The following is a 20,895-nucleotide window of genomic DNA, read 5'->3' on the forward strand; positions in this document are numbered from 1 at the left end:
TGCTCTGCGCAGCGACACGTGGCCACCTTTCTGCACGCTCGGCTTTCTTTTCCTTCGTCTGGAATGTAGGGCCTCTTGTGTGGGCCGATCGCTAGCTGGCACATCTCCAAAATGCTGTTCAGCGCACGCGAGCACCTGGCCTCTCTTGGCTTGATCTGGCCGAAGGCCGGCTACGCCTCGATCGCCTGAACCGCAACGGCGTCGGTGAGACTTTCCTCCCCTGGGCTTCGCCCATTCCTCGCGAGGCAAGAAAGTCTCACCGCCGCCATCCTCCGCTGCGCTTCGGCCCGAGTGGGTGCGGCGTCGATCGCCTTCGGCTTTCAGATCGCCATCGAGGCCGCGGTGGTCGCGGAGCTCGAAAACAGCAAGGAGAAGTGACATGGCTAACATCGGCTCATTCAAGAAATCCGGCCAGGAATTCCAGGGCGAGATCGTCACCCTGAGCCTCCAGACCAAGGGCGTCCGCATCGTCCCCGAGACAGACCGGACCAACGAGAACGCTCCGAGCCACCGGGTCTACGTCGGCCGCGCAGAGATCGGGGCCGCCTGGTCGAAGCGCTCCACAGAGGGCCGCGATTATCTCTCGGTCAAGCTGGACGATCCGAGCTTCAACGCTCCGATCTACGCCAACCTCTTCGACGACGAAGACGCCGAGACCTACACCCTGATCTGGTCCCGCAGCCGCAAGCCCAACGGGGACTGAATAGGTCCCTAGCGAAACGCCCCGCTCAGCGAGCGGGGCGTTTCATTATCGCACTATCCAACCGTGCCCGCTCGGCACCTGAACCGCGCGCCAAAGCTTCGCCTCTTTGCAGAGGCTCTTAAGCCGCAACCATTGATTGGTTGCGCGCCTGTATTCCTAACCGCTGCGCATGGGGTCGCCGCCGATCCGGCAAACTGGATCGGCGGCGATGACGTATGCCTGCGACCGGCGTTCGCCGGGCCTTCGGCCCGGCTCGCGAAGATCAGGAACGGACCTTGGACGCCTTCTCCTCGAGCAGATCTGCAGGCCGCACTTCCAAGGCTTGGGCAGTTTGCCAGATCGTGAGCAGGGTCGCATTTTGCAACCCTCGCTCCATGCTGCTTATAAAGGCCCGGTCTACGCCCATGCGTTCCGCAACCGCCTCTTGGCTCAAGCCAAGGGCCAGCCGGAATCGGCGCGCGTTTCCTCCAAAGGCCTTGCGAATATCCATCCGCAGGATAGGAGGCAATCGCGTATTTTGGCGCTACGTGTTATAATACGCGGACGTTCCGCCCCTCTCGTGGTCGTAGAATTCCGTATCTGCGTATGCGGGCTAGCGCGACCCAATTAATTTCGGCTAAAATTTGGCGACCGATCTCGAGAAATTAGAATAGCTTGCACCTACGGAAATTTATGAAGAAGCCGCCACTCGATCCTGACGTTGCCGATGTAGCGCCGACAAATTCGGCCCTCACGACATACGATGAGGAGCACATCATTACCTATCTGCGGCTGCTTGACGCCGACGCGGAAGGCGCGGACTGGCGCGAAGTGGCGCGGCTTGTGCTCCACATTGATCCAGACCTTGAACCCGCCCGGGCAAGAACTGCGTTCGATAGCCATCTGACCCGCGCGAAATGGATGACGGAGAAGGGATATCGCCATTTGCTACGCGGTGGCGCCTCTAATTCAGAATAATTTTCGCGCCTTCCGAGGCCGATTAGAAAAATCTCCCTCCGGTATCGGGGATCGCTCTAATTGCATCACGTGATGCATGATCGGGTACTTCCACAACCTCTACTGATCAGAAATATCGCGTCACAATTTCTCGCAGTAAGAAGTGGGGACGCGAATGTCTGGGTTTGATTGGAGGTCGGCGAGCGGCTACGAGCGCGCTCGGGATGCAGAGATTACCGGATTTGCCTGGGAATGCCTACGTCGCAATCCGAACTATCAACGGGACCATCACGGCTTTTCGAGGGCCTCCACGATAAGTGCGGAGTTTCGCCAAAAATGGGGACTGTGTTTTCGCAGCTAACCCCGACCAATCTTTCGCTGAACAGAGAGTGTTCTGGGCGCCGGAGGTGTTGCCAACGGTGATCCCGGTTCGCCCCGCGCCGTTGTTCAGAGCGGACACCCGTGTCAGCCTCAAGCTGAGCGAATTGACCGCGGGAGAGCTGCGGCAAGCGCCCGATGGCTGGTACGCTGTGCTGTATCTGCGCGGCGTCGAACACCGCGTATGGCTGAAGGAACCACCAGTCGTCGCCGAAACCTATGCGGTCGAGCTACCACTCGACCGCGACTTCGAATTTCGTGCACATGCGGCGCGGCAGCTCTGGCGAGCGCTGAACGACCGTCCGCCGGGACCGCCTTTGCACGCGTTTTCCGCGCAGCGCCGCCGTCGCCTGGCGCTCGCGCTTCGCGCCCTCGATGCGCGGATGGACGGCAATACGTACCGCGAAATCGCGGAACTCCTGTTTGGTGCCGGACGGATTCCCGAACGCGCCTGGAAAACCCACGACCTGCGTAATCGAACCATTCGTCTGGTTCAAACCGGCTTTGCCCTGATGCGCGGCGGCTATCGCGCGTTGCTGCGACCTCCGCCCCGCAAAAAGTAGAAAGGTCGACGGGGGTATCGAAAGCCTGTCCCCCTTTCTTCGGCATCCCTCTTCGCCGGTCCTCTCCGCGATCGTAGCCGCCAACGCGCCGCCATCCGCGCCGGCGCTCCAGACGATCACGGAGCCTCTCCAATGCCCGATCCGAACGCCGGCTTGCCGCCGCGTTACCTGCGCACGCCCGAAGCAGCCCGGTTCCTTAGTCTCTCCGGCCGGACGTTGGAAAAGCACCGGACCTACGGGACGGGCCCCTCCTATCGAAAGATCGGCGGTCGCGTCGTCTACGCGCTCGACGATCTCAAAGCGTGGGCTGACCGCGGCACCAAAACGTCAACCTCGGATCCCGGCAACGGAACGGTGCTGCCGGCCAAACGGCAGGCCGCACCCATTCCCTATGCCGGCAAGCGCCGCTGACGTGATCGGAGTGCAATGTGTCAGCATCACGAAGACGTCGATCAGAGCGTGGCCAGCTCGACCTGTTTCGCGCGTTGCCGGGCGATCTGGCGCCGCGCGATGCGCAGGATTTGATGGCGTATCCATTCTTTTCGCTGGCCAAGTCCAAACGTATCACGCCGATCGATTTTCGGGCCGGAACCATCACAATTCGTGTCGAAGCCGTGCCGGAGCACGGCATGGCGACGATCTGGGATGCAGATGTTCTGATCTGGGCCGCCTCGCAAATCGTCGAGGCCCGCGACGCTGGTCTGAAGACGTCCCGTCTGATGGCGGCAACTCCGTACGAAATCCTGACCTTTGTCGGCCGCGGCACCAGCGTACGCGACTACGATCGCCTGAAGGCTGCGCTTGACCGGCTGCAATCGACCACCGTGATGACCTCGATCCGCCAGCCAACGGAACGCCGGCGGCATCGTTTCTCCTGGATCAATGAATGGAAAGAGACGGCCGATGTGCACGGCCACGTCAGAGGACTCGAGCTGATCCTACCCGATTGGTTCTATTCAGGCGTACTGAATGAAGCGCTCGTCCTCACGATCGACCGCGCCTATTTCGACCTGACGGGGGGATTGGAGCGCTGGCTCTACCGCCTGGTGCGCAAGCATGGCGGTCGCCAGGAGGGTGGCTGGAGTTTTGATCTTGTACATCTCCACGCCAAATCCGGCAGCCTCTCACCGCTCAAGCATTTCGCCTACGACCTGCGCGAGATCGTCCATCGCCAGACATTGCCCGGCTACCGGCTAGTCATCACGCATGACCCACGCGGTGCAGAGCGATTGAACTTCGCGCCTGTTCCCATCGATGCCTTTGCGGTGCGGCTGCGCAAACGCGGGCTCGTTCCTCCGTCAGGGGACAGCCTGTGAATCATCTCGTGCTATCGGGGACCGCGACTGTCGTGCCATCGAGGACCCAATCCTCGTGCTATCGGGGACCGAAATCGGAACTAACTCCTTGGCGCTCAACACCTAGTTCGCCTCGTAACTTTCCTAACCTGGAATCCTTCGGATTCCTTCTAACGGATCAACGCTTCTCGCGGGCTGTGAACAGCACTCCGACGGCAACGCCTCGTGCATCCCACCAGCGATCAGTTAGCCCTGCGAGTCGCCGACGAGAGGTCGGCACGGATGGGCTAAGCGCAACATCTTGGCCGCGAGATCCAGATCTGATCTTGGCAATACGCGCCGGCTTCGGTCCCACCACAATCCCCTTCAACCAAACACAGGAGGACGACGTGACTGACCTCACGACGGTTGAGCTGTTGTGGCTCGAAAAGCGTATTGAGAACCGGATTCGGTTCGGTCGTGCGGTGGCGGAACGGATCATCGATCGCCGGCGGCGTATCCTGTCGTTCGCGCCCGGCACCGTTTTTGCGTTCGTACGATGGGCGTCGAACGATTTTGGCACGGTCATGTCGCGTGTCGACATTTTGCGCGCAGCTACGCCCGGACAGCGCTATTCGACGGTGCCATGGGTCACGCCCGGTGGTGATATCTTACTGCGACTAACTGGCTGGCCGAGGGTCGAGCGTGTCCTGCAATTGATCGATGCAGTGGAGGCGCTCGACATCCACCCGGCCGACGTCGCGCTCGACTATTGGCATCACGTCCACAACCGGTTGTCGGTAAATGAGACGCCGCGGCCGTACACCCGCGGACGCCATCAGGCTTGGCTGCGTCGGCGGAGAATCGCGCCATGAGAAGCCGGACGGTGACAATTCTGATCGCAGTCACAGCCGTGGCTCTTGTCCTGTCGACGATGGGAGAAACCACGCCAATCTACATTTGGAACGCTTCCAAGAGCGTTCCGATCGGACTCTACCAGGTGCAGCCGGCCGGCAGGCTTGCGGTCACCGAACTCGTGGCGGTCCGACCGCCGGAGCCGCTTGCGACCTTTCTCGATCTGAACGGCTATCTGCCGGTCGGCGTTCCCATGCTCAAGCGTGTGCTGGCGCTTCCTGGACAGACGGTCTGCAGGAAGGGGCTGACGATCTCTGTCGACGCGATCGACGTGGGAGACGCGCTGTCACGCGACAACCACGGCCGTCCCTTGCCTGTCTGGCAAGGATGTCACGCTGTTGAGGCGGACGAACTCTTCCTCATGAATTGGCAATCGGAAGACTCTCTGGACGGTCGCTACTTTGGCTTTGTTCCGAACTCTTCCGTCATCGGCAAGGCACTGCCCGTGTGGACCAGAGAGGAGTGATCGTGATCGCCCTTACTCAAGAATTTGCCATTTCTCTGTTCGATCGAATACAGCGCCATTCTTCCGTCCCGACTAACTTCGCGACCGCCGTCGCGCGCAGCGGCGGTCAAGGGCGGCCGCTAGGCCGGCGCGATAGCGCTTCAACCTGGATGGCCGGGAGCACGACGGCACGCTTGCGATCTCTCGGGACGATGGTGTGCATCGTGGCGATATCCGCATTACCGATGCTGTCAGGCAGAGCAGCGCACGCCGAGCGATTGTCGCCGACGAACCAACAAAGAGCGGCCGTTCCTGCTAATCCCTTCGCGGGTTTTGTCACGGAAGCGTCCAAACGCTTCGCGGTACCGGAACATTGGATACGTGCAGTGATGCGCGTTGAGAGCGGTGGAAAAATACACGCGCGGTCGCGAAAGGGCGCCATGGGACTGACGCAGATCATGCCCGAGACGTGGAAAGAGTTACGCGCTCGATATGGTCTCGGCACCGATCCCTATGATCCTCGCGACAACATCTTGGCCGGCGCCGCATACATCCGCGAACTCTATGATCGTTATGGCGCGCCGGGGTTCCTTGCCGCCTACAACGCCGGGCCTGGACGATATGAGATCCATCTGGCGACCGGTCGGCCGCTGCCGGGTGAGACCCAAGACTATATCGCGATGCTCGCGCCAATAATCGGAGGCAAACAAGCTAACGGGAAGATCGCTGCCGCCGCGGATACACCCACGTTGGCTCAGTCCCCGCTATTCGTTGTGGGCTCTGCGAGCAGCTCTTCCAACGATCGCCATACGTCTGGTGTGCGGCCAGACCTTGCATCAAACGTTCGTCCCGTTGTCGATCTATCCGCTCTCGTGCCGCAGCCGGGCAACTTGTTTGTGCACCATGCCGGCGAGGCCCGATCGCAATGATCCCGATCGTGCTTCATCGCAATTCGTCGTTCGTCATTGCGTGTTCTTATGGGATGCAGTGGGTGCGGGGAGATACGGGCCACGGATGGCAAGATAAAAGCCCCGACGTTCGTCCGGGGCATGTGGTTGGTCGGATTGAGATTTTTGTGCATTGGGGCGGGGGTACCTGCTGGCGCTGCCATCGTAAAGGTCAACGAATTCAATACATCGAGCGCCGTCGGCCATCGTTTTGCGGGCGTCCATTGCTGTGACCGTGCGAGACGACGAGATCAATGTTCGGCCGGGTCGCATCCGGCACGGAAACCGGGGCGCCAAACGTCCAAAGAGCTTCGTCGGCCAGGTCATGCGGGCCGCCAGGAAGGCCGGACATACAGGCAAGGAGTTCGGGCGCGGCGGGAGCAGGGGCAGTTCGACATTTGGGCGGGGGCGGCGGGCCGCGCTCTCCCTTGCTGCTCGTTCACCAGGTCGGCGGGTCGTTGTCATGGCTCGGATTGTTCGCCATCAGGGCAAGCGATTTCGCTCGGCGCCACTTTCGAAACACGTCGCGTATCTCAAACGTGAGGGCGTCACCCGCGACAGCGCCGACGCGCGAATGTTCGGTGCGACCACGGAGGATGCCGACACCAAGGCCTTTGCGGAGCGGTGCGAGGATGATCGGCATCATTTCCGTTTCACAGTTTCGCCCGAGGACGCGACCGAGATGGCGGACTTCCGCACCTTCACCCGCGAATTGATGGCCGATGCCGAACGTGACCTTGATACAAGGTTAGACTGGGTGGCGGTGGATCATTGGAACACCGACAATCCTCATGTGCATGTCCTCGTGCGCGGCCGTGCTGATGACGGCAGAGATCTGGTCATCAGCCGCGACTACATCAGCCGCGGGTTCCGGGCCCGCGCCGAAGAGCGCGTTACGCTGGAATTAGGCCCGCGAACCGAGCTGGAAATTCGTTCCGCGTTGGAAAAGGAAGTCGAGGCGGAGCGCTGGACCGGGCTCGACAGGGTGCTCCGTGGTGCTGCGGATGATGGAGCCGGTGTGGCTGATCTCAGACCAGGCGCCCCCGACAGCGATCCCGAACTTCGGAGGTTGATGATTGGACGAGCCGCCAAGCTCGAGCGGCTCGGTTTGGCCGAGCAAGTCGCTCCCGGATGCTGGACGTTGAAGCCTGGAATTGAGGGAACGCTACGAGATCTCTCAATCCGCGGGGACATCATCAAAACCATGCATCGCGCAGTCACAGGTGCCGGACGTGAGCCCGACTTGACGGGGTTCACCTTGCACGGTGACCAGGTCACCGACGCGGTGCAGGGTCGACTTGTCGCTCGGGGGCTCCATGACGAACTGAGAGGTACGGCCTATGCGGTCATCGAAGGTGTCGATGGACGCACGCACCACCTCGTTTTTTCCAACCTTGAGGTGACCGGAGACGCCAAACTTGGCGCGGTGGTCGAGATGCGAGCCTACGAGGATGGCCAAGGGCGCAAACGCTCCTCGCTCGCGACACGATCCGATCTGCCGATCGAGGCGCAAGTCACGGCACCGGGTGCGACCTGGATCGATCGCCAGCTTCTTGCAAAGGAAGCCACACTAAGCGGAAGCGGCTTTGGCGCGGAGGTTCGGGAGGCGATGGACCGTCGCCTCGAACATCTTGCCGGAGAAGGGCTCGCTCGTCGACAGGGACAGCGGGTCATCTTCGCCCGAGATCTTCTGGATACGTTGCGGAAACGGGATCTGACCACCGCCGCCGCAAAGCTTTCTACCGAGACCGGACTTGCCTACCGTCCGTCGGTCGAGGGCGAACATGTCACCGGTGTCTACCGCCAGCGTCTCACGCTGAGTTCGGGTCGCTTTGCGATGATCGACAATGGATTTGGCTTCCAGCTCGTGCCGTGGCGACCGGCGCTGGAACAGCAGCTTGGCCGGCAGGTCAGCGGTGTGTTGGCCTCGGGTGGAAACGTCGATTGGAGTTTCGGACGCAAACGCGGCCTGGGATTGTAGGCTGCGGTTGATGTGCCAACCGTCCGAATTGTACGCTACTGCAGCGCTCCGCACTCCTTGCGCGGATCCACCCTTGTCTATCGCGGGCGCCATCTCTTGATCGTTGGTATGTCCGCGACCAAAATCCTTTGGGGTCAGATCATTGTTGTCTTTGCAATCGTGCTCGTCACCATGTGGGCGGCGACACAATGGGTGGCGTGGAAACTTGGCTACCAACCGCAACTCGGGCAGCCTTGGTTTGAACTCGTGCCGGGCGTGCCGGTCTACCCTCCGCCGGCCTTTTTCTGGTGGTGGTACGCCTACGACGCCTACGCTCCCCATATCTTCGTCGAGGGTGCTTATGTCGCAGCGTCAGGCGGGTTCATCTCGATAGCGGCCGCCATCGGAATGTCGGTATGGCGGGCACGCGAGGCGAAGATCGCCGCAACGTATGGCTCGGCCCGCTGGGCGACGTCACCAGAGGTCCGCGTCGCCGGCCTCACAGCACCTGACGGCGTCGTGCTCGGACGGCTCGATCACAACTACCTGCGCCACGATGGTCCGGAACATGTGCTGTGCTTCGCGCCGACCCGGTCCGGCAAGGGCGTGGGCTTGGTGGTGCCGACCTTGTTGACATGGCCGGGCAGTTGCATCGTGCATGACATCAAGGGGGAGAACTGGACCCTGACATCGGGCTTCCGCGCCCGACACGGTCGCGTGCTTCTGTTCGACCCGACCAACACGAAGTCGGCGGCGTACAATCCGTTACTGGAAGTGAGACGCGGGGAATGGGAGGTGCGCGATGTCCAGAATGTCGCCGATGTCCTGGTGGACCCCGAGGGATCGCTTGAACGACGGAACCATTGGGAGAAAACCAGCCACGCCTTGCTAGTCGGTGCCATTCTCCACGTCCTCTATGCCGAACCGGACAAGACGCTGGCGGGTGTCGCCGGCTTTCTCTCCGATCCGAAGCGGCCAATCGAGACCACGCTCCGGGCCATGATGACGACGGCGCATCTTGGCGAAGCGGGGCCGCACCCGGTTATCGCCTCGGCCGCGCGGGAGCTTCTCAACAAGAGCGAGAACGAGCGATCCGGGGTGCTTTCAACCGCGATGTCGTTCCTTGGTCTCTATCGCGACCCCGTCGTGGCGAAAGTGACCCGCCGCTGCGACTGGCGTATCCGCGACCTAGTCGAAGGTGATCGAGCTGCGACCCTTTACCTGGTCGTGCCGCCCTCTGACATCAGCCGGACGAAGCCACTCGTGCGTCTGATCCTCAATCAAATCGGCCGACGTCTGACGGAAGATCTGCACGCGAAAGGACGCCGCCATCGGTTGCTGCTGATGCTCGACGAGTTTCCGGCGCTCGGCCGGCTCGATTTCTTCGAGTCGGCGCTGGCGTTTATGGCTGGATATGGTCTCAAGAGCTTTCTGATCGCTCAGTCGCTGAATCAGATCGAAAAGGCCTATGGGCCGAATAACGCCATCCTCGACAACTGCCATGTGCGCGTGTCCTTTGCGACCAATGACGAACGTACCGCCAAACGCGTCTCGGACGCGCTGGGGACTGCGACCGAGATGCGGGCGATGAAGAACTACGCCGGCCACAGGCTCAGCCCGTGGCTCGGCCATTTGATGGTCTCACGACAGGAGACGGCGCGACCGCTGCTAACGCCCGGCGAGGTTATGCAGCTACCGCCCGACGATGAACTGGTGTTGGTCTCAGGCGTCCCCCCGATCCGCGCCAAGAAGGCTCGATATTTTGAAGATCCGCGATTGACCGAGCGTGTGCTGGCGCCCCCTGCTGCGACTGAGCCAGGTGGTACTCCCTCGGTCGATGATTGGAGCTTATTGCCGGTTCCCGCTGCCAGCGCTGGCCGGCAAGTCAGTTCCTCCGGCGAGACGCAAATCGATGATCCTGCGAATGGCGGCATCCGTCGCGAACCAGAACTTCCTCAACATGAGGAGATCATGCCGGAGCAGGCGAAGGCAGAGCCGGAGTTCACCTTCGGGGAAGACGATTCCGATGATGATGCCGTACGCGCTCGTGCGTTGCGGCAGCAAGCCCGCGGTCTCGCGAGACAGGTCGCAATGGATCCCGGCGATGGCATGGAGCTCTGAGGCCGGCGATGCGAACCAAGCACACCTTTCGTCTGCCACCGGATCTCGCTGGACAACTCGCCGATTATGCCGGCCGCAAGCGCGTGGCCCAGGCGCTGGTGGTCGAAACGGCGCTCTCCTCGTATCTGTCGCCGGACAATTCAGAGCGGATGGAGGCGGCGCTCGGCCGCAGGCTTGATCGCTTGACGCGACAGATCGAGCGGTTGGAGCGTCACCTCACGATCTCGAACGAGGCATTAGCGCTCTTCGTGCGTTTCTGGCTCACGGTCACGCCACCATTGCCGGATACGGCACAGCCGGCCGCCAGGGCCAAGGGCCGCGAGCGCTACGAGGGTTTTGTCGAGGCCCTGGGGCGACGGCTGGCCAAAGGCCAAAGCCTGGCCCAGGAAATATCGCAAGACGTGATTCCTGCTGATCGTGAATCGGACCGAAAAGATAGCTCCTCCTTGGCGTGATTCCATAAATTCAGGCTCACAGACCGATGTCCGCTTTGGCGCGCACTCCGGACTCAAGTCAGACATCGAAGCACTTCTGAAAAGTGCCATCAACGGAAATGCGGCGAGACGACAGCTCGGAGAGGTGTTTAAGAAGCTGGCGCAGCAGAAGGAGAGTCGGATCGAGGAGGGGCACTTGATGCCCGATCACGTTCACATGATGATTTCCATCCCACCGAAATATGCGGTTTCGCAGGTGGTTGGTTTCATTAAGGGCAAGAGCGCGATCCATTTGGCCCGCGTATACGGAGAAGAGAAACGAAATTTTATGGGGCAGCACTTCCGGGCACGAGGATACTTCGTCTCGACCGTAAGTCGAGACGAAGCGGTGATACGGGAGTACATCAGAAATCAGGAGCAAGAGGACAGCCGCTAGGACCAAATGAATTTGTGGCGCTGATCGGCCACCTTTAGGTGGCCAACGCCTGCAGGGGCGCGTCAGCGCCCCTGACCGCCGCTTCGAGCGGCCCAATTTCTAAAGCCCCAGGCTCTGCCGGGGGATACTTACACGAACGATTCCATGAAACTCATTATTTGTAGGATAGGTAGATTGACCAGACCGCATAAATCCTGGTCAACCAAAATCCTGGTCAACCATTGACGCGCGTAAGTGGTTACCGTAAGTTTCCAGTCAGGCCTAATACAACTCAATTCGGGTGCCCCGCCGCCAGCCACGGCGGATCGCGATATCGGCTGGTATTGCCGCGCGATCAATGACCACGCGAATAACTCGCAACAGACGAGGGCATTCGCCGTGAGCCCGCGACCGACCGAACGCGTTACCCTGCATTTCGACCTCAGCCACTTTGCCCATCTGCCGGCGGACCAGGAATTTACGGTGCGCGGCCACCGGCACCGACCCAAACTGCAGCGGCATTCCGACGCCACGCGCCAAGCGCACGCCAGGCGCAACCGGGCGCTCGCCGCCATGCCGGCCGACCGGTTGGCGCGCATCACCCACTTCTGCGAGAACCTCGAAGTGGCGAGCGACGCGGTCAGCCTGCACTGGATCGGCTATCGCTCGCGCAACCCGAACGCGCTCGCCGACATTATCGCGGTGATGTATCAGGTGGTGCCGGCCGCGCATGTGCGGCGCGCCGTGCGCGCCATGCAGCGCGATGGCGGGCCGGCGGCGCCCGCGCTGCTTGAGCGCTGTGGCCTGGTGGCGAGCGCAGGCGTCCAATCCGGTGCCATGCAATCCAGTGCCATGCATGCCGACGACATGCATGTCGACGCTGCCCGAGTCGTGACGCCGGAAGACAGCGCCATCACGCTGGTGATGCAGCACCCAGAAATCCTGTCGCTCGATCCGTCGGTCCATCACCGGGTGAAGGAGAAAGTCGTCGCCAAGTGCCGGACCCTGAGCGGGTTGTGGCGGTACATATCGCTGCATGACGCCGACGGCTCCGACCCCTGGTACGTCTATACGATCGTGCGCGATGCCGCCGGCAACGTCATGTCGCCGGCGGCCGACCTCAAGGACCATGAGGGCAATCCCCTCGATTGGCACACCACGGTGGTCGACGGCAAAACCGTCCAGGTCATCCTCCATCAGGAACTGGCGCCGGCGATCGACGATGCGGTGCGGCCGGTCGTACAGGAGGCCTTGCGCGAGCTGAAGCAGCAGCCCTGGCTCAAGGGCCGCAACTGGATGACAGGGCACGGCATCACGGTGGTCGACCGGGCGCCCGGCGTGGCGGCGGTCGCTGCGGTCGCGCGGGCGGACGCCGACGCCGCCGTCGACTGGACCATCAAGACCATCACCAGCCAGTACGGTCTCGATGTCGACGACGGATCGCTGAGCTATGCCGCAGGCCTCGACGGCAACCCCGGCACGCTCAGCTTCAACGTGACCAACCGGGGCAACCGGTGGCTCGCCGTCTATACCCAGGCGTTCGACGCCAGCGGCACCGCGGTGACCGACAAAACCTATCTGGATATGATCGGCCCCGGCAATTGCATGTTCGGGGAGTGGTTGCCGACCGATTCGACCGGTCTTTCCTTCGACATGCCGGACAAGGCCACCCGCGTCGATGTGCTGCTCGGCGGACTCGGCCACGGCCATGCGGACAGCGAGGTCGACCAGAAGGGAATCCTCTGCACCGCGTTTATCAGCTACGGCATGCCGGCGCTGCTGCTGCTCGCGACCGTCGGGTTCGGCGGCAAGAAATGGTGGATCGACTTCTTTTCCAAGACAAGCACCCGGAAAGCGCTGATCGACATCGGGGCGGTCGCCTTCGGGGTCGGCTTGGTGACCTTGGACACCAAGGCCGTGCTGATCAAGGCGGGCGAGACCTGCTCGGGCGTGCTGCTGTCGTGGGCGCTCAACGAACTCGCCCTCTATATCTGCGGCTACGAATCGATGCAGAATCTGGTCGATTCGGCGCCCGTCATCGGGGTCGGGTTGCGCATCGCCGGCTGCTCGGCCTCCGTGGGCGACATGGCAGCGACGACGGCCGACGTCGCGAGATCGCCGGCCACCTACACGCTCGAGATCAAGCGCTCGATGACGCTCAACGTCACGGTCAAGCCCGACCCCACCCACGGCAGGTCGGGAGAGAATCCGATCTGGCCGAAGGTGGCCGACCACTGGGTTATCACGGTGCAGTACCGCGGCGGCACGACCCTGCGCAAGGCCGGCCCGATGCCGGGCAAGGACGACGGTCTCATCACCGCCACCTTTTCGAAGGCCACCGAGGATGAGCTGCCGTCGGCACCCGGCGACCAGTTCCAAATCATCGCCGAGGTCTATTCCCGCACCAACTGGATGGCGGGCCAGTGGGTCAGCGGCTGGATCACTGCGGTGCCGACCGACGGCGACACGCGCTCGGAAACCGGATCGATCATCGAGCAACTGGTGAAGCTGACCGAGGAGACTACCTACGTCCAGCGGGAAAAGCTCGCGTATGACGGCCAGACAACCAGCTATCTCTGGTCGAACATCATCTTCAGCCTGCCGGGGGCGCTGGCGGACGCGCTGCCCGACGGCGCGGTGCCGCAGGCGCTGATCGACGCCTTCTGGACCAAGAGCGTCCGCCTCGCCGCCACCGCGACGGTGGCGGGCGGCGGCCCGGGCCAGTGGACCGTGCACGATCCCGCCGTCGGCGTCGACTACGCGCTGCTCAAGACCCCCATCACGGACGATGACGGCAAGGTGGTCGACTACGAGCTCGAGGTGAACAACGTGACCCATGCGGCGCCGACCGGCACCGTCGATGATCTGTCGCGGCAGGACGTCACCAACCTGGTGGGCATCACCATCAACAACCTCGCCTACCGGATCGGGTATTGCTACCAGGCCGGCAAGCAGAACCTGCCGCTCGATTACGGCACCACCCCGGTGTCGGACGAGATGCACCTGATCGAGACCCTCTCCACGCTGGCCGATCCGGCCGCCGGCCTGAAAGAGCCGACACGCGGCTTCGCGCGCCAGCCGTGCATCGCCTTCGACCAGTTTTTTTCGCCCGGGCTGTTCCAGCTCAAGCCGGCCATGAATTTCATGCCCGAGCTCGACGCCTTCACGGCGTGCGGGCCGGTGCCCGACGACATCGCCAAGACGTTCGCCGCCAACCGTCTTCCGCTGCCGGAGGGCGCGACCGTCGTGGCCGTCATCGCCAGTGCCTCCTGGCGCATCGCTTCGGCGGCCGGCCAAGCCTTGTTCGATCTGCGCCGGCAGGTCGACGTCATCAAGGTGTTCAACGCGCCGGCGCCGGAATTCAGCGGCAACAACTTCTACCTCGACACGCGGACCTATGAGGCCAGCGGCCTGTCCCATATCCGCCGCGTCGACCTGGGCGAAAACAGCGAACACACGTTCGACTACAATACGGGCAAGAGCTGGGGCAGTTTCGTCATCGCCAAACCGGACGCGATGATTATCCATCCGAACGGATACGCCATCGCGGTAAGCTTCGACGACCATCAGATGACGATCGTCAAGCTGCCGGACGACGGGGTGGACGACAGCGCCGCGCCGCCGGCGCTGCCGTTCTCTGGCTACGGCGTGCGCGAGGGTCTCATGAAGGGCCCGATCGCCGTCACGGTCTCCGCCGACGGACGCATCCTGGTGCTGGAGAAGGTCGGCGCGCGCGTCCAGGCGTTCGACACCTTCGGCAACCCGGTGCAATGCTTCGGGGGCGCCCTGACCTTCGGCCTGGATGCTGGCCTGCAAGCCGACCTCGACCACGGCCGCGCATCGACCGCTCTGATCCAGGCGCTGCAGCAGCAGGTCCCGGTCAATCCGAGCGCGCCCGAGCGCACCTTGCTGACGCCGCTCACGAACCTGCCGACCAGCTTCACCGCCACGCTCGACAGCGGCACCATCACGTCCGATCTGCACGACGCCCTCACCAATGCTGGCCTTGCGCTCTACGACGGCGCCACGGTGACGCGGACCGCCGATTCGCTTTGGCTCCTCGCCGACGGCGCCGGCGCCACCTACGATCTGCGCCACGGCGCGGAGGGACTCGACGAGATCGACGTCTATCGCGGCTGGTCGCTCGACATCGACGTCAAGGCGCCCGGCAGCGAGTGGCTGATCCGCGACCGCACCAACACGCTCACCTTCGACGTCCAGAAGGCGTCCGGGCTGCAAGCCCGCCAGCTCATCTCGGTGATGGCGCTCAAGGATCCGGTCTCGGCCTCCGTCATCTATCTCGACATCGCGATCGAGACCAAGGGCTTCATCTACGTGCTGTCCTACCTGCCCCCGGACTCCGGCGACCTCAGTCCTTCGGACTACCGGCTCGACATCTACAACCCGGACGGCTCGCCGCTCACGCCCGACCCGAACGAGCACAACGGCCAGATCAACGCTGCCCGCATGACGGTGGACCAATGGCGGACCGTCTTCTCGCTCAACTATGAGCAGATGCAGGGACCGTCCGGACGGCCGGAGCCGACCATCAGCCAGTGGATGGTGAATATCTGATCCCGGCCCGCCAAGCCCGGCGGAGAGGACCACAACCCGATGCCGCATGATCGAGGTCAGCCTTGAGCAGCACCGATGACGATACGCTGGCGCCGGCCGAGCTCTTCGCCATTCGCACGCTCCTGGCCTTCCAGGGCACGGTCGGCGTCGGACTGGAGGTGCCCACCCGCGACAATGTCGCGCGGCTGATGGATGCCATATCCGCCCTGTCGCAGGCCTATCCGGGGTTTGTCGAGGCCCGCTTCAAGGGGTGGGTCGATCAGCTCTTCAACGCGTTCGTCGCGACGCCGACCAGCTATGCCGGCCACAATTTTCCGGTTCTTTACGTCGCGCATCATTATCTGGCGTGGCCGAAGGAGCCCGGCTACTTTCAGTTGAATCCCCGCGACCCCACCATAACTTTCACGCCCTTTGCCGGGTTCACGATCGGGATCCCGGCGCAAAATACTGATCCCAACGACTTCGACCAGGCTTTTCCCGACAACTGGCCGAAGCACAAATATCCCGACGCCTGGAATACGGCTCTCGACGTGCTGAGGAACCAGTGCGGCGGCTTCGATTACAACAGGCAGTGGACCGGCGAGTTCGGTCATGCCGTCCTGCAGACCGACGGCAGCTACTTCATGATGCCGTTCGACAAGGATGCCCTGGTTCAGCTTCATCCGCCGCCGGACGTATTCCTCGACAGTTGGGACAATCTGGACGGCATCAATCGATTCCAGACGACGGTGATGAACAACTGGAGCGACTACGGCCGGGTGTTCGACAAAATCGGGCCGGTGTGGACGAGCCAGCAGGCCGCCGTCGCCGACATGCTCAAGCCGAAGTTTCTTACCGCCTTGCAATACTTCTATCTTCTCCACCTGTTGATCGCGACGGCATCCGGCACCGCGGCGATGCGCCGCTTCGTGCATGACATTGTCAACTACCGGATCGCGGATTCGCCCGAATATCGCAAAGACATCTTCATCAACCATCTGCTCTACGCGATTGTAATGGAGCTGTCCGATCCAGACCATCGCTACGCCCTGAGCAACCTGCAGCTCCAATCGCTCGTCTCCGACCTGGCGAACTGCATCATCGAGAACGACTGCTCCAAGGACATCAAGGACGCCCTGCTGCGGCAGGGGACATTGCTCGTCAACGACACCGCCTATCCCCGCCAGGATCCGAATTATCCGATGGTTGCTTTCGACAAGCGCAGGCAGGACATGCTGGACAGCCTCGACCAGGCGCGCAAGGTTCTCAAAGATGGTGGCGGCTGATGCCCGCGGAGCATGATTGCAGCATGAACGGCGCCCCACCGTACAACTGCGAGGGCTGCGACCTCAGCGGCCGCGATCTCGCCGGCAAGGATCTCACCAACGCCGTCCTGAGAAACGCCAACCTCACCGGCACCCGCTTTCGCGGCGTGGTCAGCCTGCGCGGCGCCGATCTCACCGGGGCGGTGATCGGTGAGGGGACCGACTTCTCGGGCTGCGACCTGTCGGCGACGATCTTTCAGATCCACGCCGCTACCGACAAGCTGCCGGCGAAGTCCGCCCATCAAAAGCCGGCCAAGCGCGTTTCGTTCGCCGGGGCGACCGTGCCGTTCAGTTCGCTCGGCATGACCTGGCGTTCCCTCGACCTCACCAACACGACGGTCACCGGCCTGCCGGACGACCTCAGCCATCTCGACGTGGCGCAGTGCAACCTCACCGGATTCGACTTTTCCGGCCGCACTCTCAAGAACGCGCATTTCGCCTCGAGCGTGTTATGCGGCGCCGATTTCCGCAAATGCGTGCTCGACCACATCGTGTTCGAGCAGGTGACGGACGTGCCGACCGATTTGACGCAGGCGCGGTTCTGCGGCGCGCGGATCCCCGGCGGCGTGTTCGACGACGCGACGCTGACGCGGGCGGATTTTTCCGACGTCACCACGCTGGTCGAGGCCAGTTTCCTCAATGCCGGCATGGAAGGCACGGTGTTCGACCGCACCGACCTGACGGCCTGCACCTTTTCGGCGCCGCCCTACTGGTCGACCGATCCGCAGCACCTGACCTCGTTCAAGGGGGCGACCCTCAAATACGACACGCTGCAGACCAACTGGGCGTTCCTCGACCTCACCGACGCGCGCCTGGTCGACGCGCATATGGTCCCCATCGACAACACGGTCGACCTGAGCGGGCTCGATGCGCGCTACACCGTGCTGACGCGCTGGAACCTGGATGGCTTCAGGCTGACGGGCTGCGATCTCTCGGGTGCGACGCTGACGGCGGCAAGCTTCGCCCGCGCCCATATGGAAGAGGCCAACCTCGCCGGCGCGCGCGGCGACAAGCCGGTTTTCGACGACGCCATCCTGACCCCGAAGGCGTTGTTCGGCAACCAGCATCTCGGCGGGGCCGTGCTGCACGGCGTCTCGTTCCAGCGCGCCCGTCTCGCCGGCGCCTTTCTCAAGGGCGCGGACTTCGGCCCGACGCTCACGGCGGACGGCAAGACCTACGACCTCGTCTCGACCTTCGAGCGCGCGCAGATGCAGAACGTGACAGCGACCGGCGGCGACTTCACGGCCGCCAGGTTCACCGGCGGCGTCCTGCTCAACGGCGCGACCTTCGCCTACGCGACGCTGGCCGGCGCCGACCTCACAGCGGCTGTGTTGGGAACCCGCGGCGAGGTGTTCCGGCTCGCCGCCAAGGACGATGAATTCCAGGCGTTATCTGGCGGATTGAGCGGACATAACCTCGCCGCGGTGGCGACCGTGTTCGGCAAGCACGGCATCACGTCGCCTCCGACCGGGATCGATGGGGTCGAACCGGCGTGGACGGTCACCTGCGACGTCGACTACACGGTGCTGCTGCACATGTGGGCCGACAAGTCGGTGTCCCTGCTGGTGCTGGCCCCGACCGGCGGCGCCCAGGCCTCCCTGAGCTACGCCTTCATGCCGGGGGTCATTCTCACCAACGCCAACCTGTACGGCGTCGATGCCTCGTATGCGGAATTGTGGCCTGTCGCGACGACCCATCAGCTTGCCGGCGCGGTGATGAACGGGATCACGCTGACGAACGCCATTCTCGGCGTCGACAACCAGAACATCGACCTGTCGAACGCGTCGCTGGTCGGCGCCGACCTGACCAACGCCTTCCTGGTCAATGCGGACTTCAGCGCCGCCGCCATCAACGGCGCCAGGTTCGACAATGCCCAGCTTCAGGGAGCCGAATTCACCACGGCGGTGATGACGGGGGCGCAGCTGACGAACGCGGCGGTCGCCATCGCGGCGACCGGACAGACGGACGGGGTGTGGCTGTTCGACGTGCCGGACGCCGACCACGTCGCATTATGCACGGAGCTGGAGGCGGCGGTCGCCGGCCAGTTCGATCTGGTGGCAAGCGACGCCGCGGCGGGCACCTACGAGCAGTACCTCACCGATCTCAAAGTGCTGGACCTGTCACATGTGCGCCAGGGCTTCGCCGACAACAGCAACGACGGCGTCGCCCTCGGGCTGGCCGCGACGGTCGGCTGCGAGGTGGATGGGCTGGTCTGGCGCATCGACGATCCCGGCGGCACCAAACAGTCATGGATCGTGTGGGCGATCCCGCAGAATAAGGTGCTCGAGGCGCGGCCGGTCCTGCCGACCCTCATGCGGGTGTTCATGGACAAGTTCCAGATCGCGCTGCGGTGGGGGGCGACGGTCGCCCATGAGACGGACGACGGCCAGCAGGCCCCGCCCAACTGGATCGTCGATAACGACAGCGGAAGTCCCGACAACATGACGACCGGCTACGTCCAATTCCTGGTGACGCAGGGCAATGCCAAGCCGCTGTCGGTCTACGGCATCGCGATGAACGCCACCCAGGGGCTCAATCAGCAGGCCATGGTGCAAATCGAGGTGAAGGCGACCAAGCTGAGCCGCGACGGCCATTCATCTTTTCTCGCTGCCGACACTGTTTGCCCCAATGGCGTCAAGTACGGCGACAACGTCGCCAACAACATCGCCTTGAACGACGCCCTGCGCGCCAGTGCGCCGCCCAAGCCGCCGCCCTGCGTGCCGAGCCGCGTCGCCTCCTGCAACGCCCCGCCGCCCAGTTGACGCTAGATAGGACCTTTGCCATGACCGACAGTCCCGATGTGCTGAGCGACAATGAACTGCCAGCCCTGCGCTTCCTCCTCCAGTTCGGCTCGCAGTTCGGCCCCGCCGCCGGGCCGCTGAATGCCGGCCAGTGGCGCGGCTATTGCGGCTGGTTGTCGTCACTCGACGCCGCCTATGCGGAGATCGAGAACCCGACGGTCAAGACCTTTGTCGACCAGTATTTCACGCTGCTGATGGATGTCCCGAGCCAGGCTGTCCCCGGAGCGCAACTGTCCTTCAAGCAGCTATATGTCGTCTACGCCTACGATATCGGCTGCAGGATCGCGGATAATTGGCTAAACGGAGGACGTCCTTACGTTTGGCAAATGGGTGAGGGCGCTTGTTATTTCCATGTCTTCTCCGGTACTTGGAAAGACATGTGGGACCTCTTTGCCAACGGGTATGACTGGCCATTCGGTGGCCAACTCGGCCCGTGGGACGGCATGAACAGCGCTCGATATATTGACTGGAGTTTCCTGTACGCAACTGACCCCTCCATTACGACCTGGAGAGACGGATTCACCAACGACGTCGTGCGGGCCTGGGCGGACGAGTGGGGGGACTATTCCGATGAAGGTAAGCGCATTATCGCCGACCATGCCAAGAGCGCCGTGCGGCGACCGACATTGCCGATCTGGAAACAGGCGACCGACGACGTCATGCACGCCTGGGCCGCGGCTCCGCCACCCGAGGTGATCCACCGCGCATCCGGTCCCGTCACCCCGACGCCGCGACAGGACGTACCGATAGCTGACCTGGCAATCACGGAAGGTTACGATGCGATAAACGCCGCCGAAGCGGTGCTGTCGAAGTGGACGGATTTTCCCGCGGTGCAGACCGCCACAGCGCCGGCCTGGGCCATCCTGACGAAAGAAGCCAACGCCTTGCTGGGCGATCCGTCGGCGCTAACGGGCGACCAGTATTTCTTTCTGTTGCACCTCTTGATCGCGCTGGCGTGCGGTGACGCCGACAGTGCAGGTCTGGCCCACACGATCGCGTCGGCGCACGTGCCGTCGAAGGAATATGCAAAGGACTTTTTCATCAATCAGCTGATCTATCTCGTGCTGATGAATCTCGCCGACCCGCTGGGGAGTGCCAATACTCACGCTCAGCTGCAACAGTTC

17 protein-coding genes and 1 pseudogene are annotated in these 20,895 nt (G+C 62.8%); 17 read left to right on the forward strand and 1 reads right to left on the reverse strand.

Features of this window, described 5'->3' with window-relative positions; genetic code table 11:
- Positions 1-379 precede the first annotated feature (379 nt).
- Positions 380-703: a DUF736 domain-containing protein gene (locus GSQ88_RS15505; RefSeq protein ID WP_159008610.1), complete on the forward strand. Its 324-nt coding sequence runs from the start codon at positions 380-382 to the stop codon at positions 701-703.
- Between the two features lie 262 nt (positions 704-965).
- Here GSQ88_RS15505 and GSQ88_RS15510 read toward each other — a convergent pair whose 3' ends face one another.
- Positions 966-1,193, reverse strand: a complete 228-nt coding sequence (locus tag GSQ88_RS15510; RefSeq protein WP_159008930.1) for a helix-turn-helix domain-containing protein — start codon at positions 1,191-1,193, stop codon at positions 966-968.
- A 182-nt stretch (positions 1,194-1,375) separates the two neighbouring features.
- On the opposite strand from GSQ88_RS15510, the gene GSQ88_RS15515 reads away from it, so the two are divergent.
- The 16 genes and pseudogenes from GSQ88_RS15515 to GSQ88_RS15585 all read left to right on the forward strand — a co-directional run.
- Complete coding sequence (locus GSQ88_RS15515) at positions 1,376-1,660, forward strand: DNA -binding domain-containing protein (RefSeq protein WP_159008611.1); 285 nt, start codon at positions 1,376-1,378, stop codon at positions 1,658-1,660.
- Between the two features lie 154 nt (positions 1,661-1,814).
- The gene (locus GSQ88_RS35670; protein ID WP_246784813.1) at positions 1,815-2,000 is read left to right on the forward strand and encodes a transcriptional regulator domain-containing protein; all 186 of its coding nucleotides are present in this window, start codon (positions 1,815-1,817) and stop codon (positions 1,998-2,000) included.
- A gap of 28 nt (positions 2,001-2,028) precedes the next feature.
- Positions 2,029-2,580, forward strand: a complete 552-nt coding sequence (locus GSQ88_RS15520) for a DUF2285 domain-containing protein (protein ID WP_246784814.1) — start codon at positions 2,029-2,031, stop codon at positions 2,578-2,580.
- 132 nt (positions 2,581-2,712) lie between these two features.
- Complete coding sequence (locus GSQ88_RS15525; RefSeq protein WP_159008613.1) at positions 2,713-2,991, forward strand: helix-turn-helix transcriptional regulator; 279 nt, start codon at positions 2,713-2,715, stop codon at positions 2,989-2,991.
- Between the two features lie 17 nt (positions 2,992-3,008).
- Positions 3,009-3,896, forward strand: a complete 888-nt coding sequence (locus GSQ88_RS15530; protein ID WP_159008614.1) for a replication initiator protein A — start codon at positions 3,009-3,011, stop codon at positions 3,894-3,896.
- A 368-nt stretch (positions 3,897-4,264) separates the two neighbouring features.
- On the forward strand, positions 4,265-4,729 hold the full coding sequence (locus tag GSQ88_RS15535; protein WP_159008615.1) for a DUF2840 domain-containing protein: 465 nt from the start codon (positions 4,265-4,267) through the stop codon (positions 4,727-4,729).
- A complete protein-coding gene (locus tag GSQ88_RS15540) occupies positions 4,726-5,235 on the forward strand; it encodes a S26 family signal peptidase (protein WP_159008616.1) in 510 nt (169 codons plus the stop codon). Before GSQ88_RS15535 ends, GSQ88_RS15540 begins: the two co-directional genes overlap by 4 nt.
- A gap of 2 nt (positions 5,236-5,237) precedes the next feature.
- On the forward strand, positions 5,238-6,143 hold the full coding sequence (locus GSQ88_RS15545; RefSeq protein ID WP_246784815.1) for a lytic transglycosylase domain-containing protein: 906 nt from the start codon (positions 5,238-5,240) through the stop codon (positions 6,141-6,143).
- A gap of 247 nt (positions 6,144-6,390) precedes the next feature.
- Entirely contained in the window at positions 6,391-8,142 is a 1,752-nt protein-coding gene (locus GSQ88_RS15550) for a relaxase/mobilization nuclease domain-containing protein (RefSeq protein WP_159008617.1), read from the forward strand.
- 108 nt (positions 8,143-8,250) lie between these two features.
- Positions 8,251-10,242 (forward strand): conjugal transfer protein TraG, encoded by a 1,992-nt coding sequence (locus GSQ88_RS15555; RefSeq protein WP_159008618.1) that lies wholly within the window; start codon positions 8,251-8,253, stop codon positions 10,240-10,242.
- An 8-nt stretch (positions 10,243-10,250) separates the two neighbouring features.
- Entirely contained in the window at positions 10,251-10,697 is a 447-nt protein-coding gene (locus GSQ88_RS15560) for a CopG family transcriptional regulator (RefSeq protein ID WP_159008619.1), read from the forward strand.
- Between the two features lie 100 nt (positions 10,698-10,797).
- A pseudogene (gene tnpA / locus GSQ88_RS15565) lies at positions 10,798-11,112 on the forward strand (IS200/IS605 family transposase); the annotation flags it as partial.
- A gap of 378 nt (positions 11,113-11,490) precedes the next feature.
- On the forward strand, positions 11,491-15,666 hold the full coding sequence (locus tag GSQ88_RS15570; protein ID WP_159008620.1) for an NHL repeat-containing protein: 4,176 nt from the start codon (positions 11,491-11,493) through the stop codon (positions 15,664-15,666).
- Positions 15,667-15,728: 62 nt separating this feature from the next.
- On the forward strand, positions 15,729-16,931 hold the full coding sequence (locus GSQ88_RS15575; RefSeq protein WP_159008621.1) for a hypothetical protein: 1,203 nt from the start codon (positions 15,729-15,731) through the stop codon (positions 16,929-16,931).
- A gap of 23 nt (positions 16,932-16,954) precedes the next feature.
- Positions 16,955-19,732 (forward strand): pentapeptide repeat-containing protein, encoded by a 2,778-nt coding sequence (locus GSQ88_RS15580; RefSeq protein ID WP_159008622.1) that lies wholly within the window; start codon positions 16,955-16,957, stop codon positions 19,730-19,732.
- A 20-nt stretch (positions 19,733-19,752) separates the two neighbouring features.
- The coding region (locus tag GSQ88_RS15585; RefSeq protein ID WP_210253822.1) for a hypothetical protein at positions 19,753-20,895 on the forward strand (1,143 nt) is incomplete at its 3' end.

Origin of the sequence: Bradyrhizobium sp. S69 (assembly GCF_009766005.1) — a bacterium.
Taxonomy (GTDB): domain Bacteria; phylum Pseudomonadota; class Alphaproteobacteria; order Rhizobiales; family Xanthobacteraceae; genus Bradyrhizobium.

Coding starts and splice junctions, on each gene's coding strand:
- GSQ88_RS15505 (WP_159008610.1), top strand. CDS start 380: ATGGCTAACATCGGCTCATTCAAGAAATCCGGCCAGGAATTCCAGGGC.
- GSQ88_RS15510 (WP_159008930.1), bottom strand. CDS start 1,193: ATGGATATTCGCAAGGCCTTTGGAGGAAACGCGCGCCGATTCCGGCTG.
- GSQ88_RS15515 (WP_159008611.1), top strand. CDS start 1,376: ATGAAGAAGCCGCCACTCGATCCTGACGTTGCCGATGTAGCGCCGACA.
- GSQ88_RS35670 (WP_246784813.1), top strand. CDS start 1,815: ATGTCTGGGTTTGATTGGAGGTCGGCGAGCGGCTACGAGCGCGCTCGG.
- GSQ88_RS15525 (WP_159008613.1), top strand. CDS start 2,713: ATGCCCGATCCGAACGCCGGCTTGCCGCCGCGTTACCTGCGCACGCCC.
- GSQ88_RS15540 (WP_159008616.1), top strand. CDS start 4,726: ATGAGAAGCCGGACGGTGACAATTCTGATCGCAGTCACAGCCGTGGCT.
- GSQ88_RS15555 (WP_159008618.1), top strand. CDS start 8,251: ATGTCCGCGACCAAAATCCTTTGGGGTCAGATCATTGTTGTCTTTGCA.
- GSQ88_RS15560 (WP_159008619.1), top strand. CDS start 10,251: ATGCGAACCAAGCACACCTTTCGTCTGCCACCGGATCTCGCTGGACAA.
- GSQ88_RS15580 (WP_159008622.1), top strand. CDS start 16,955: ATGAACGGCGCCCCACCGTACAACTGCGAGGGCTGCGACCTCAGCGGC.